This is a genomic window from Ruegeria sp. AD9, assembly GCF_056542305.1.
Genome location: NZ_JBQFZP010000002.1, coordinates 118,785 through 132,797, shown reverse-complemented (window position 1 = coordinate 132,797; position 14,013 = coordinate 118,785). Strand labels below are relative to the sequence as shown.

The 14,013-nt window shown below is 57.3% G+C and carries 14 protein-coding genes; 6 read left to right on the top strand and 8 right to left on the bottom strand.

From position 1 onward, the window contains the following. Positions 1 to 19: 19 nt before the first annotated feature. Together ACR0AM_RS03680 and hemP are read right to left on the bottom strand one after the other, a co-directional pair. On the bottom strand, positions 20 to 496 hold the full coding sequence (locus ACR0AM_RS03680; protein ID WP_480622152.1) for a hypothetical protein: 477 nt from the start codon (positions 494 to 496) through the stop codon (positions 20 to 22). Beyond that, complete coding sequence (gene hemP / locus ACR0AM_RS03675; protein WP_209504713.1) at positions 493 to 660, bottom strand: hemin uptake protein HemP; 168 nt, start codon at positions 658 to 660, stop codon at positions 493 to 495. Before hemP ends, ACR0AM_RS03680 begins: the two co-directional genes overlap by 4 nt. A gap of 187 nt (positions 661 to 847) precedes the next feature. Here hemP and gph point away from each other — a divergent pair, with 187 nt between their 5' ends. Then, positions 848 to 1,537: a phosphoglycolate phosphatase gene (gene gph, locus ACR0AM_RS03670; RefSeq protein ID WP_480622151.1), complete on the top strand. Its 690-nt coding sequence runs from the start codon at positions 848 to 850 to the stop codon at positions 1,535 to 1,537. A 329-nt stretch (positions 1,538 to 1,866) separates the two neighbouring features. Continuing rightward, positions 1,867 to 3,570 (top strand): SulP family inorganic anion transporter, encoded by a 1,704-nt coding sequence (locus ACR0AM_RS03665; protein WP_480622150.1) that lies wholly within the window; start codon positions 1,867 to 1,869, stop codon positions 3,568 to 3,570. Positions 3,571 to 3,577: 7 nt separating this feature from the next. Here the strand turns inward: ACR0AM_RS03665 and ACR0AM_RS03660 are convergent, their stop codons facing one another. The 3 genes from ACR0AM_RS03660 to ACR0AM_RS03650 form a co-directional block, all read right to left on the bottom strand. Further along, the gene (locus ACR0AM_RS03660) at positions 3,578 to 3,847 is read right to left on the bottom strand and encodes a hypothetical protein (protein ID WP_480622149.1); all 270 of its coding nucleotides are present in this window, start codon (positions 3,845 to 3,847) and stop codon (positions 3,578 to 3,580) included. 439 nt (positions 3,848 to 4,286) lie between these two features. Continuing rightward, on the bottom strand, positions 4,287 to 4,853 hold the full coding sequence (locus ACR0AM_RS03655; protein ID WP_480622148.1) for a tetratricopeptide repeat protein: 567 nt from the start codon (positions 4,851 to 4,853) through the stop codon (positions 4,287 to 4,289). A gap of 30 nt (positions 4,854 to 4,883) precedes the next feature. Beyond that, positions 4,884 to 5,366, bottom strand: a complete 483-nt coding sequence (locus tag ACR0AM_RS03650) for an Lrp/AsnC family transcriptional regulator (protein WP_480475581.1) — start codon at positions 5,364 to 5,366, stop codon at positions 4,884 to 4,886. Between the two features lie 108 nt (positions 5,367 to 5,474). Between ACR0AM_RS03650 and putA the strand changes: the two genes are divergently transcribed. Next, the gene (gene putA / locus ACR0AM_RS03645; RefSeq protein WP_480622147.1) at positions 5,475 to 8,873 is read left to right on the top strand and encodes a bifunctional proline dehydrogenase/L-glutamate gamma-semialdehyde dehydrogenase PutA; all 3,399 of its coding nucleotides are present in this window, start codon (positions 5,475 to 5,477) and stop codon (positions 8,871 to 8,873) included. Positions 8,874 to 8,915: 42 nt separating this feature from the next. Continuing rightward, complete coding sequence (locus tag ACR0AM_RS03640; RefSeq protein ID WP_480622146.1) at positions 8,916 to 9,659, top strand: rhomboid family intramembrane serine protease; 744 nt, start codon at positions 8,916 to 8,918, stop codon at positions 9,657 to 9,659. Positions 9,660 to 9,677: 18 nt separating this feature from the next. Here ACR0AM_RS03640 and ACR0AM_RS03635 read toward each other — a convergent pair whose 3' ends face one another. After that, the gene (locus ACR0AM_RS03635) at positions 9,678 to 10,463 is read right to left on the bottom strand and encodes an inositol monophosphatase family protein (protein ID WP_480622145.1); all 786 of its coding nucleotides are present in this window, start codon (positions 10,461 to 10,463) and stop codon (positions 9,678 to 9,680) included. A gap of 98 nt (positions 10,464 to 10,561) precedes the next feature. Next, positions 10,562 to 11,467: a LysR family transcriptional regulator gene (locus ACR0AM_RS03630; RefSeq protein WP_480475573.1), complete on the bottom strand. Its 906-nt coding sequence runs from the start codon at positions 11,465 to 11,467 to the stop codon at positions 10,562 to 10,564. Positions 11,468 to 11,561: 94 nt separating this feature from the next. On the opposite strand from ACR0AM_RS03630, the gene metF reads away from it, so the two are divergent. Further along, positions 11,562 to 12,428: a methylenetetrahydrofolate reductase [NAD(P)H] gene (gene metF, locus ACR0AM_RS03625; protein ID WP_480519088.1), complete on the top strand. Its 867-nt coding sequence runs from the start codon at positions 11,562 to 11,564 to the stop codon at positions 12,426 to 12,428. Between the two features lie 229 nt (positions 12,429 to 12,657). Beyond that, complete coding sequence (locus ACR0AM_RS03620) at positions 12,658 to 13,323, top strand: DnaJ domain-containing protein (RefSeq protein WP_480622144.1); 666 nt, start codon at positions 12,658 to 12,660, stop codon at positions 13,321 to 13,323. Positions 13,324 to 13,371: 48 nt separating this feature from the next. Here the strand turns inward: ACR0AM_RS03620 and ACR0AM_RS03615 are convergent, their stop codons facing one another. Then, entirely contained in the window at positions 13,372 to 13,890 is a 519-nt protein-coding gene (locus ACR0AM_RS03615; protein WP_480622143.1) for a YHS domain-containing (seleno)protein, read from the bottom strand. Positions 13,891 to 14,013 lie beyond the last annotated feature (123 nt).

The window sequence follows — 14,013 nt, the reverse complement described above, 5'->3', positions numbered from 1 at the left end:
GACCGTCCTGCAAGCACAGTCAATGTAAAACGGCAGTGCGGGTATCGCGGCCTGTCGTCGGAATCGCATTTCCCGTTGTCATACGCCGGAGCGTCAGGCCCAGTTCCTCCGACAGGGATGCCAGAGCAGGCGCAAAATCCGGACGCACGATCAGCGACGCCATCATCATCGCGTCTTCGCGTGCCCCTTCGGATGCGGCGGCAACCATCTGGGCAAAACAACTCTCATCTGCGCCCAGACATGCACAACCCAGACCGTGCCTGATTAACGGACGTCGACAATGCGTAGCACAAAGCGAACACAGGCGATCCAGTGTCAGCATGGCGGCACGCCCATAATCTGATCCCAGCGCTATGCGAAAATCGCTCGCGACATCAGCGCGCCCCCTTTCGCCCTGACTCCACATCCGCAGATACATCACCGCACCCGCTTCGACTGGATCAAGGTCCGCCAGACGGCCGACCGCGGCACCGCCGCGCAATGAATGCGCGCTCATTTCGTCAGGATCAGTTTACCCGCACGGGTGATGCGCAGGGTATACAATTGGTCGCCCAACTCGATATGTGCCAGGTGGCCACCCTTGGTCAAATCCTCGGCCTTGTGCGCAGGCAACATCGAGACAGCATAACCTTGGGTTGGGGTCGGGTTCTGTACATTCATCGGGGCATCTCCAGAGCGAGTCGGCATGGTGCCATACCTGTTGCGTTTCGTTTGATCTGGCTGACCCGAGAGGGTTGGCTTTCCGTTTCTGACATTAAATCTGATTGTTTTAGTAAGGTAAGTCAAGCGCTGTTTCAAATCAGGTGTCATTGAGCCGATTGCGCCCCTGAAAACGACGGGTTAAGACTTGGGACAAGTATTGAAAGGCAAGCAAAACGTGACCGCAGCAGTTGTTTTTGATCTGGATGGAACGTTGGTCGACAGCGTCGGGGACCTGGCAGCAGCGGCCAATAAAACGCTGAATGGCGTCGGTCACGATCCTATACCCGTTGATGTGATCAGAGGGTTTGTTGGCAATGGCCTTCCCAAACTGGTCGAGCGCCTGATGCGACACTGTGATTTGCCCATGGATCGCCACGCGGAACTCACACAACAGACACTGAAGCATTATAATGCGGCCGTCAGTGCAACGACCGTGCCTTATCCCGGAGTTCCCGAAGCCCTGGAAAAACTGAAACAGATGGGGTGCGTTCTTGGTATCTGCACCAACAAACCCGAAGCACCCGCACGTCACGTGCTGGAGGCGCTCAACCTATCCCGGTTCTTCGACGTTGTTTTCGGCGGTGATACATTGCCAATTCGCAAACCGGATCCGGGCCACCTGCTGGAAAGCTTCAAAGCACTTGGGACCTCGGGCACACGCTTGTATGTCGGCGACAGCGAAGTCGACGCAGAAACAGCTGTAAACGCCAGGATACCGTTTCTGTTGTTCACGGAAGGGTACCGCAAGACCCCGGTGGCCAGTATACCGCACACCGTTGCGTACAGTGCGTCCGAAACACTGCCGACACTCGTGACCAAATTGATCCAGAACTAAGTACGTTCACACGATGTCAGTCATCAAACGAATGGCTTGGGCTTTCGCGAACCCCTAAAAGTTAAGAGGGGCCGGTCGAGGGGGTGTGACCAGCCCCTCATCGGGGAAAGTAAATACCGTGTTTGTGTGTGGTAAGTACGGTAAGTCATGTGTACCCCCGATCGGCAGCCAGCGAAATTGGGGGATTCCCGTAGTTCGGCGAAAATAACTGTAAAACTGGAAAAAACAGCAATTCAGGCCACCCAATTTACCTGTGAAAATTTGCCTATAAGATGGCTTGACGGTTCGAACATTCAGTTCGCAAGCTGAATGCGGGTGAAAGGTAACCCATGGAAAAACAGGCCAGAAATCAGAGAGCGGCGCATCTGCAAGTCCTGCAGGGCATTCTGCCTTTTGACTGTGCGCGCCTTCCGGCGGAAATGCTGGCTGGTCTGAGTTTTGCCTGTCTCGCGATCCCCGAAGTCATGGGTTACACCAAAATCGCCGGCACACCGGTCATGTCCGGGCTGTATACAATCCTGATTCCCATGGCTCTGTTTGCGCTGTTCGGCTCGTCCCGACACCTTGTTGTCGGTGCCGATTCGGCGACAGCAGCCATCACCGCCTCGGGGCTGGCGGGCTTGGCGGTGTCCGAAACCTCAGAGTATCTGGCACTTGCGTCCTTGCTGGCACTTATGGCTGCCATGCTTTTGATAGGTGCGCGTGTCATAGGACTAGGGTTTCTGGCCGATTTCCTGTCCAGAACGGTATTGGTCGGCTTTCTGACCGGCGTAGGCATTCAGGTTGCGACAGGTCAAATCCCCGGATTGTTGGGCATCGAATCCGCTGGGCACGGAACACTTGCGAGATTGAAGGACGTTTATTTCAACATATCCAACGTCAACTGGCCAACCGTGATCGTCTCATCAGCCGTGCTGGGCATTGTCCTAGGATGCACAAGACTTTCGCGCAAAATCCCGGGGCCATTGGTTGCCATAGTCGGGGTGGTCCTGTGCAGTTGGGCCTTTTCATTCGGCACTTCCGGAATTTCGGTGTTGGGAGAGGTTGCCGGCGGTTTGCCCTCCTTCTCGATCCCGGACGTGCAGTGGAACTGGACCTTGTTTAAACAACTGCTTCCCACGGCCCTGTCCATCTTCGTTGTCATTCTGGCACAAAGCGCCGCCACATCGCGGGCATACGCCTCCAGATATGATGAGACATTCAACGAAAACACGGACCTGATCGGACTGGGTCTTGCAAACTTCGGGGCTGCATTCACGGGAACATTTGTGGTCAATGGCAGCCCCACAAAGACTGAGATGGTCGCCAGCGCCGGAGGGCGCAGCCAGGTAGCGCAACTTACAACAGTGGTAATAGTCCTGTTGGTTATCCTGTTTATGACCAAGCCTTTAGCCTATCTTCCCACAGCAGCACTGTCGGCCATCGTTTTCCTGATCGGTCTCAAGCTGATCGACCTGCACGGAATGGCAACAATTTACAGGCAGGCCCGGTCCGAGTTCTGGGTTGCCACGGCAACTGCCACCGTGGTCGTTCTGGTTGGGGTCGAGCAAGGCGTCATTTTTGCCATGGTCCTGTCTCTGGTCGACCACACGCGCGGGGGATATCACCCAAAGAATTCGGTAGTATTGCGCACCGAGTCCGGTGGCTGGCGCTCAAAGGGATTGGAAGCGCCAAACCAGTTCGAGCCCGGTCTGGTAATCTACCGGTTTTCCCACGGTATGTACTACGCGAACATGCAGATTTTCACCGAGGAAGTGACAACAATCGTTCAGAACGCAGACGGCAAACTGACATGGTTCTGCATCGACGCCTCGGCAATTGACGTTGTCGATTTCACAGCCGGGTTCACTTTGTGCAGTATCGCCAATTTCCTGCGATCCAAGAGGATACGGCTGGTTTTCACGCTGGTCGAGCCAGATGTGAAAGCCGAGCTGGATCGCTACGGCATCACAGAACTGATTGGTGAAACTGCGTTTTATGAAAACGGCAAAGCCCTGCTGGATGCCTATCACACGCGCCCAAATCCCATGTGACCGTTAATCACCTGTAGCTTCGCGCCCTGGACATCTTCCCGTTCCCCGGATTGAAAGAGTTGTTCGGATCGCAGCAATTGTAATGCGCCGCCAAATCGGGTTTGGCTTTGTACATGTGCCCCACATAGTGTTTGGCAGAATTTTCCGCACCGCATTCGTCAAACAGGGCCAGCATTCGCGCCTTCAGCGCCCTCGGGTTAGCCCCTTTTTTGACGATCTGTTCTCCGCCATTCAGCGACACCAACCTGCCAATCTGGCACGTCTTGATCAGAACCACCTCGCGGTCATAATTTCCGGGCGGTGTCTACCCTTCGGCCAATCCGGTATTTGCGGCCTGCATGATGACGATCGTGTCGGCTGCGACGCAGGCTTACAGGAAAACGGTGAACATGATGAAAAAAACGGTGCCGTTTGCAGAAAGCCGGTAGACCGCACCACATGTTCGATAAACTCGTCGCCATCCAGCACTGGCAGAACATAAGAGAACACCACCGTGCCGAGGATCAGATAATCGAGCCCGGTAAAGGTGCTCTCCAACCCTGTCCAAAGCATCAGGTTGTTATCCAAAAGATGGGCCAGTCCACAAAAAGCCACGCGCCCGTCAGTCAGAACCCATACCACTGGATAGCCAGTGAACAACTCCGAAGGGGTCCAACACGATCAGTTTGCCCGCAAAAAGGTTCGGTATCCCCTTGCGGTTCTTTCTAAACCCGGCGTCAGATATCTTGACCGGGCGGTTCCAAAAGACCGCCGGGTTCTAACAATGCCCGCTCTGACAGCCATGGGTTAAGTTCTAGCGCCTCGGCAAGGGCAGCGCGCGCGTCGTCAAGGCGCTTCAGACCCAATAATGACAAGGCGCGACCGCTCAGCGCACCTATATGGTTCGGCGACAACTCGATCGTGACATTCAGATCCTGCAAGGCAGCAGCGAAGTCTTGTCTGAGATAGTTCACAAACGCACGCTGATTGTAACCTTCGGCGTAGTTCGGGCAGTAATCGACAAGCTGGTCAAGCTCTTCCAACGCGCCCAGTAAATCCCAAGCCTCCCGCCGTGCCATTCCCCGGTCCAGCAAGCCTTGCGCACGCGCATCCGGCGCGTCCGTCCAAAGCTCCCACATCTGGTTGGAAATGGCGCGCTCATCACTTTGCGATTCTGCCTTCCGAACCTGATTGATTAGCGCATCCACACCTTCTGAATGATCCGGAGCATCAGGGCAGGACTGGGCGTGCGCCGCACAAGACAAGGCAACAACAGAAAGAGCAGAGAGGAAAGCGTGTGTCATGTACCAAGGATGGCTCGTAATCCTGATCCGTCAAGCCTGATGCTCGAACCCACCCAAACTGCCGGCTTCCTTAACCGCCTCCATCGCCACAAAGGTCGAGGTGCTGGCGACATGCGGCATGGATGAAATCTTTTCGGCCAGAACACGACGATACTCTGACATCGTGGCTGTGCGGACCTTCAACAAATAGTCGAAATTCGAAGCAATCATATGGGCTTGCTCGACCTCGGCAGTTTTTCGGACAGCCGCATTGAACTCGGCCAGTGCCTTTTCGCGGGTATCGGTCAGGCGCACTTCGACAAAGGCAACGTGGTCCAGCCCCAGTCTGATCGGATCCAGCATCGCCCGGTATCCTTTGATCACCCCGCTTGCTTCAAGCCGTTTCAGGCGCGCCTGTGTCGGTGATTTCGACAGACCAATTTCGCGCGCAAGATCGGCGACCGAAATGCGCCCATCCTCGGCCAGAATTCTCAGAATCGACCGGTCAAACCGGTCCAGGTCAGGAAAGTTCATTTGTGCTGCTCTCTGGCGAAATTTCAGGTGTTCCGCCTTCAATTATCGTAAACTCAGGCGATTGTCCTGAGTTTTCGCAGTTATATTGGCACAAAGACCGGAGGACTCATGTCTCATACCCTGCGTACATTAATCGACACCTCAACCTATGCTGACCAGTCGGCGATCCTTGAAACCCTGATCTCTCAGGCCAGCCTGAGCGCCACAGACCGCGCCGCCATCAGCGCCGCCGCCGCGCAGCTTGTGCGCGACATCCGCTCCAGCACGTCTCCGGGGTTGATGGAGGTGTTTCTTGCCGAATACGGCCTGTCCACCGACGAAGGCGTCGCCCTGATGTGCCTGGCCGAAGCGCTGTTGCGCGTGCCGGATGCCGACACGATTGACGCGTTGATTGAAGACAAAATCGCCCCTTCGGACTGGGGCAAGCATCTTGGGCACTCGTCTTCATCCTTGGTGAACGCCTCAACCTGGGCCCTGATGCTGACGGGCAAGGTTCTGGACGAAGGCAAGGCCTCGCCTGTTGGCGCCCTGCGCGGGGCCATCAAGCGATTGGGTGAACCCGTGATCCGTACCGCCGTGTCGCGTGCGATGAAGGAAATGGGGCGGCAATTCGTGTTAGGTGAGTCCATCAACGCCGCGATGGAGCGTGCGCGCGGGATGGAAAACAAGGGATATACCTACTCCTACGACATGCTGGGAGAGGCCGCGCGAACCGAGGCGGACGCCGCGCGATATCACCTGTCGTATTCACGCGCCATCTCGGTCATCGCCGAAGCCTGCACCCATGAGGATATCCGCGCCAACCCGGGAATTTCAGTCAAGTTGTCAGCCCTGCATCCCCGTTATGAATTGGCGCAGGAAAAGCGCGTGATGGATGAACTGGTTCCCCGACTGCGGGCGCTGGCCCTTTTGGCCAAGGCCGCTGGTATGGGGCTAAACGTCGACGCCGAAGAGGCGGATCGCCTGTCTTTGTCACTGCAGGTGATTGAGGCGGTGATGTCCGATCCGGCGCTGGCCGGCTGGGATGGGTTCGGCATCGTGGTTCAGGCTTATGGGCCACGCGCGTCGCTGGTTCTGGACACGCTCTATGACATGGCGGAACGCCACGATCGCAAGCTGATGGTCCGTCTGGTCAAAGGCGCCTATTGGGATACCGAGATCAAACGCGCGCAGGTCGAAGGTGTGGACGGCTTTCCCGTCTTCACCCACAAGGCGGTCACCGATGTGTCCTATATCGCCAATGCGCGCAAATTGCTGGGCATGACAGACCGGATCTATCCGCAATTCGCCACCCACAACGCCCATACAGTCAGCGCCATCCTGCACATGGCCGAAGGTCAGCCTTTTGAATTTCAGCGCCTGCATGGCATGGGCGAGACATTGCATCAGCTTGTGATGAACAGGCAGAAGACCCGCTGCCGCATTTATGCACCGGTTGGCGCACATCGTGACCTGCTGGCCTACCTTGTGCGGCGTCTGCTGGAAAACGGAGCGAACTCATCCTTCGTCAACCAGATTGTCGACGATAACGTCCCGCCGGAAGTGGTCGCCGCAGATCCGTTTGTTACTGTTCAAACGCCTCCGCCCCCGTTGCCCACCGGCCCCGAACTGTTCCAGCCGGATCGCCCCAATTCCAAGGGCTTCGATCTGCACCACACCCCGACGCTGGACAAGGTTGACGCAGCGCGGGACCAGTTCCGCGCGTATCACTGGTATGCACAGCCCTTGCTGGCTGACGCTGCCAAACCCCAAGCGGATGAGCAGGTAATCAACCCGGCGAATCCTGCTGACAAGCCCGGCGTGGTGGCTCCGGCGAGTGAAGCAGATGTGGAACTGGCGCTGGCTTCGGCAAAGCCATGGCAGGCCCCGGCAGCGGAACGTGCCCGCATCCTGAACTCTGCCGCCGATCTTTATGAAACGCATTACGGCGAGTTATTCGCCCTTCTGGCGCGCGAGGCTGGCAAATCGCTGCCTGACGCCGTGGCAGAACTGCGTGAGGCGGTGGATTTCCTGCGTTACTACGCCGCCAACATACCTGATGCCGAGCCCGCTGGAGTATTCACTTGCATCAGCCCGTGGAACTTCCCGCTGGCGATTTTTTCCGGGCAGATTTCGGCTGCTTTGGCGACCGGAAATGCCGTCCTGGCTAAGCCTGCACCGCAGACACCCCTGATCGCGCACCGCGCCATTCAATTGCTGCATGAGGCTGGTGTGCCGCGCGACGCGCTGCAATTGCTGCCGGGTGGTCCGGCCGTGGGCGCGGCGCTGACATCGGATGCGCGCGTCTCGGGCGTGGCCTTCACCGGTTCAACGGCAACCGCTCTCAGGATACGGTCGGCAATGGCTGGGTCCATGCGCCCCGGCACCCCGCTGATCGCGGAAACCGGCGGCCTGAACGCCATGATCGTTGACAGCACTGCACTTCCGGAACAGGCCGTGCAATCGATCATTGAAAGTGCCTTTCAATCCGCAGGCCAGCGGTGTTCGGCACTGCGATGCCTGTACCTGCAACAGGATATCGCAGATGACGTGCTGACCATGCTCAAAGGGGCAATGGATGCCCTGCGCATCGGGGACCCCTGGCTGATCTATACCGATTGCGGCCCGGTGATCGACGCGCAGGCCCGGCAGGTCATCGCCGATCACGTCGCTACGGCACGGGCCGAAGGGCGCGTTCTGAAAGAGCTGCCGCTGCCGCCCGAAGGCATCTTTGTTGCCCCAACGTTGATCGAAATCTCGGGCATTGCCGCGCTGAAGCGTGAGATTTTTGGCCCCGTGTTGCACGTGGTAAGATTCAAAGCGCAGGAGATCGACAAGGTCATCGCGGATATCAACGCAACCGGATACGGGCTGACCTTTGGCCTGCAAACCCGGATCGACGACCGGGTGCAGCATGTGACCGAAGCTATCCATGCCGGAAACATCTATGTAAACCGCAATCAGATCGGTGCCATCGTTGGCTCCCAACCTTTTGGCGGTGAAGGGCTGTCAGGCACCGGCCCGAAGGCGGGCGGCCCGAATTATATGGCCCGGTTCTGTGCACCGGATCGGCAAATCACAGATGAGATTTGGGACGACTTAGCAGACTTGCCTGCCCCTCAAGGCCAACCTGCCCCAACCCAAACCCGTTCTCTGCCCGGTCCAACCGGAGAATCGAACCGGCTAAGCGAATATCCCCGCCCGCCTCTTCTGTGCATGGGGCCGGGGGAAACGGCAGCGCGCGCGCAGGCTGAAGCCGTACAGGCGCTGGGTGGAACGGCCATTCAGACAACCGGAATGCTTGACCTTCACCGTTTGGAGAACCTGACCGGCATCTCTGGTGTCCTTTGGTGGGGCAATGCTGAAACCGCACAGCAGATCGAACAGCACCTGGCCCGCCGGAACGGTCCCATTGTGCCCCTGGTTCCGGGCAGACCCGACCGCGCGCGTGTGCTGGGTGAACGCCATGTGTGTGTCGATACGACCGCAGCCGGCGGAAACGCTGCGTTGTTGGGAGGTGCGGCATAAGCTTGCCTTGACGCTGGGCGCGCAAAAGCCCAGCGTCACCTCATGTTTCCGATCCGCGACCATAACCCCTCAGGGCGCACGCCTTATGTTGTCTACGCCTTATTGGCGGCCAACATCCTGATCTTCCTCAGCTATGTGGGGATCATGAATGATGCGCCACTGATAAACCGGTTGTTCTTCGACTATGCCATCATCCCGGCGCGGGTCAGCGACGGGGTTGGCCTGGAAACCCTTGTGACATCCATGTTCCTGCATGGGGGCTGGATGCATCTTGCCGGGAACATGCTGTTCTTATGGATATTCGGCGACAATCTGGAAGACGAAATGGGCCATCTGCCCTTCTTGCTGTTCTATCTGGTCGCAGGTATCGGCGCAGGTCTGATCCATGTGGTTACAGGGCCGGACTCTCAGGTGCCTACCGTCGGCGCCTCGGGCGCGATTGCAGGTGTCATGGGTGGATACCTGCTGCTGTTTCCAAAGGCGCGTGTGGATATTCTGCTGATCCTAGTTGTCTATTTCAGGGTCTTCACCATCCCCGCCTTCATCATGCTGGGCGTGTGGCTGGCGATTCAGTTCTTTGGCAGCGTCACCAGCAACCCGGACGAAGGCGGTATCGCCTATTGGGCCCATACCGGCGGGTTTGCCGTGGGCCTGATCCTATGCGTGCCATTGTGGCTGCGGCGCGGTGGCGTGCAGTTTTGGAACCGCACGCATGGGCACCCGCCCCACCCAGAGGCAAGGTACAAGCTGTCGCAGTCACGTATTCCGCGCGTTCCGCGTCGATAAAGCTGGGCTAAGAGGCGATCAGCCCCGGATGACTTTGGCGAATTGATCAAAGATCGGTTCATTCGAACAGATCACTTCACCATCTTCCAGCACATTGCCTTCGGGGTTCAGGGCCTGTACGAAGCCGCCTGCCTCTTTCACGATGACGATACCGGCGGCAACATCCCACGCGTTCAGGCGGCGTTCCCAGAAACCTTCGTACCGACCCGCGGCCACATATGCCATGTCGAGCGCCGCAGCCCCCCAACGGCGCACACCGGCGCAGACGGGCATCAGACGCGCCAGATCCTGCAGGGTTGCAGGCAGGTCAGAACGACCCCCAAAGGGCAGGCCGGTTGCAAAGATCGATTCAATCATGCGGTGACGCCCCGACACACGAATTCGGGTGTCGTTCATCCACGCACCTTCGCCTTTTTCAGCAAAGAACATCTCATCCTTGGCAGCATCATAGATCACGCCAGCAACGATTTTGCCCTTATGTTCCAGTGCAATCGAAATTGCCCAATGCGGCAGGCCATGCAGAAAATTGGTGGTGCCGTCCAGCGGATCGACGATCCAGCGGCGGGTCGGGTCTTCTCCGTCGATGGAACCGCCCTCTTCGGCCAGCCAGCCATAGGTCGGGCGTGCGCCCAGCAATTCGTCCTTCAGGATGGCCTCGGCCGCGATATCGGCCTTGGAAACAAAGTCGCCCGCGCCTTTCATCGACACCTGCAGATTCTCGACTTCACGAAAGTCCTTGACCAAAGAACGCCCCGCCTTGCGCGCGGCCTTGATCATGATGTTGAGATTTGCACTGCCAACCATTGTAAAAGGGCTCCTGTCCGGTCAAACCGCGCGTATACTGCCGCAAGGCTTCCTTGCCAAGAGGAATGATACGCATAACAGACCCGCAGAAAACGCCTCTACCGGGATTGCAGCTTGTGCGCCTCTTCGCGGGCCAGTTTCACCAGTTCCTGCACGTAGGGTTTATCCAGATCATCTGATCGGACCGCTGCGTAAAGGCGACGCGTGATCCCCTCTTTGGTCAGGGGCCGGGTCACATAGTCCGAGTTGTATTTGACCTCGCGCACGACCCAATCCGGCAGAACCGAGATGCCCCGGTTTGATGCCACCAGAAGCAGGATGACAGCTGTCAGTTCCACCTGCCTGATCGAGGCAGGTTCGACCCGTGCAGGGATCAACAATTGGCTGAACACGTCCAGACGTGTGCGCTCCACCGGGTAGGTGATCAGAGTCTGGCCTCGAAAATCCTCGGCCTCGATATAGGCTTTTTCCGCCAGTGGATGGGCTGATGCAGCGACAAAGACGGGGTTGTAGTCAAACAGCTCCACAAACTCGACACCCGGCAGATCTTCGGGATCGGATGAGACCACCAGATCAACCTCTTCCTTCTGCAAGGCTGGAAGGGCGTCGAAGGCCAGACCGGGTCGGATATCGACATCCACGTCGCCCCAGGATTTCCTGAAGGATTCAAGAACCGGAAACAGCCATTCGAAACATGCGTGACATTCGATGGCGATATGCATCCGTCCGGTACGCCCGTCCCGCAGCGATGAAAACTCATTCTGTGCCGCCTCGACCTGCGGCAGGATCTGCTCGGCCAACCGCAGCAGACGCAAACCGGCGGCTGACAGCTTCATCGGCTTTGAACGTCGCAGAAAAAGCTCGACCCCGGCCTGATCCTCCAACCCTTTGACCTGATGACTCAATGCGGATTGGGTGATGTTCAATTGGTCGGCAGCGCGTGCCAACCCACCACATTCATGGATCGCCTTGATGGTTCGCAGGTGCCGGAATTCAATGTGCATCTCAAGTATCGTTCATGTTGTTGTTGAATAATATGAGTTTGTCTCACAATGCCTGTCATGGCACAAGATAGTCAGTTGATCCAGTGAGGCAGCCATGTCCAAACCCGAAATTTCATTCGAGTTCTTTCCGCCCAAAACTCTGGAGGCTTCTTTCCGCCTTTGGGATACGGTCCAGACATTGGCACCGCTGGAGCCTCGTTTTGTTTCCGTCACCTACGGTGCAGGCGGTACGACCCGGGAACTGACGCGCGACGCGGTCGCAACCCTGCATAAATCGTCTGGCCTGAACGTCGCCGCGCATCTGACCTGTGTCGACGCTTCGCGGCAGGAAACGCTGGAAATCGCCGACACATTCGCACGTGCGGGCGTGCAGGACATCGTGGCCCTGCGGGGCGACCCGCCAAAAGGGCATGATCGGTTCGTCCCGCACCCAGAAGGCTTTAACAGTTCGATTGAATTGATTGAGGCGCTGGCTGAAACCGAAATGTTCAGCATCCGTGTCGGGGCCTATCCTGACAAGCACCCTGAAGCTGCGGACATGTCAGCAGACGTGGACTGGCTGAAGGCCAAACTTGACGCGGGCGCTGACGAAGCCCTGACGCAGTTCTTTTTCGAGGCCGAAACCTTCTTCCGTTTCCGTGACGCCTGCGCCAAGGCGGGCATCGACAAACCGATCGTTCCGGGCATTCTGCCTATAGAAAACTGGGCAGGCGCGCGCAAGTTCGCCAAAAGCTGCGGCACGCATATTCCCGATTGGGTCGAACAAGCCTTTGAAAAGGCCGTGCGCGACGGGCGTGAGGATCTGCTGGCAACTGCGATCTGCACCGAGTTGTGCTCGGACCTGATCGAAGGTGGCGTGGACAAGCTGCATTTCTATACCCTTAACCGTCCCGAACTGACGCGCGATGTGTGCTTTGCCCTTGGGATCACGCCACAGGTCGATCTGCAAAACGTCGCCTGACATCTTAAAAATCCAATGAGTCGCCCGGGTTACGAACATGCCCGGGCGTTTTCCTTTTCTTTTGCGCGACCTGTTTCGCAGTCGCATCCGCGAATTCACGCCTTTGCGGAACAATGGAATCTTCGCATCGCGATTGTTGTCAGCTTTTCTCTCAATCAACCGTGAGATTTGACAAAACCATGCCCTCGGCAACACTAGGGGTGTGTAGTTTTTAATGAGTGTTTTGAGTATGGAACCTGTCGATAAGGTCAGGGCACGCACGGATGCCCTGGCAGATCTGGGCCTGAACCCGTCTGCCAATTCCAGTGAAATACGAGAGGCTTGGCGTCACATCGCCTTTCACACGCATCCTGATCATAAGGAAGGCGACAGTTCCGGGTTTTCGCGCGCCAAGGCAGCCTATGATTTTCTGCGCAAAGAAGGGCTGGCGACAAAGGGCGGTACCACTACTGGCCCGCCACAACCACGTCGGCCGCGGCTGAAAAAACGTATCATCGAGCTTCCGCAGGAGGATATTGCCGCCTGCGAGGCGATGCTGAATCCTGGGCAAGCGCTGTCGCATATGAACAGTCAGCCTAGTATTCAACCTAAATGCTGCAGTAGTGTTGCTGACCATGTTCCCGACGCGGTCGGATGCTATGGGCGACACCTGACTTACTTCGTCACAACACCGGTCAATCAGGGCGCAAATCGTGTGGCTTTGCCAACGACCGTTCTGACCAGTGCGCGGCACACCACAGCGGAAATCCTGAGCTTTCAGTCCAGCGACACGGGCGCCGGGGAAGTAGTCATTCCCGATACGATCCGCGAACGCAAATTCCCAGGTGCCAAAAGCGTCAGGATCCGGTTTGATGCAGATCAGGCGATACGGGATCAGTTCTGGCTTGCTGGCTGAACGAAAAGCCCGGCTGGTTAAGCCGGGCTTTGTGCATTTGCGGCCGGGTCAGTTTTTCACCGGACCTTCCGAGGTAAATTTCGGGATAACGCTGGTCGAGGCGTCAGACGGCTCGATACCCGGCCAGTTGCCTTCGGCAAGGTTGATGTTGCCCGGAATGTCTTCTTCGAAGAACCCGACAACCACATCCGTGATGTTTAGATACAGCTTGTCGTCAACGATCCGCCACAAGTTCGGGTTTGCCGGAACCTTGCCGCCGCGCGACACACCATAGGCGCAGTGCCCATCATATTGCGGGGCATAATAGGCCGGGTTTTCCAGAAATTTGTCGCGGTTTTCCTCGGACGAGAATGCCCAGGTTGCACCATTGTACGCGGCAGTGATGCTGGCATTGCCACGCACGCCTTCGTGCTGTGGCTGACCTACGGGGACCTGATCCAGGTTGCGATAGGCAACAACATCATACCCCGAGACGGCAAACCCCGTGCCGTCAATATATTGCGGTCCGGCAAATGCCGGAACGGCCAGGGCCAGGGCCGCAGCAAAGGTCAAAGCAAAGCGTTTCATGTAGTTTATCCTTTTCGTACCAGCGGTATCGGTGACGCCGTGATGGCAGGTCTGGCAAAACAATATGCGATTCCCATTCTGTTCGTAGCCCTCCTCGCGCCGCTGTGACCCCTCTCGAGCAAA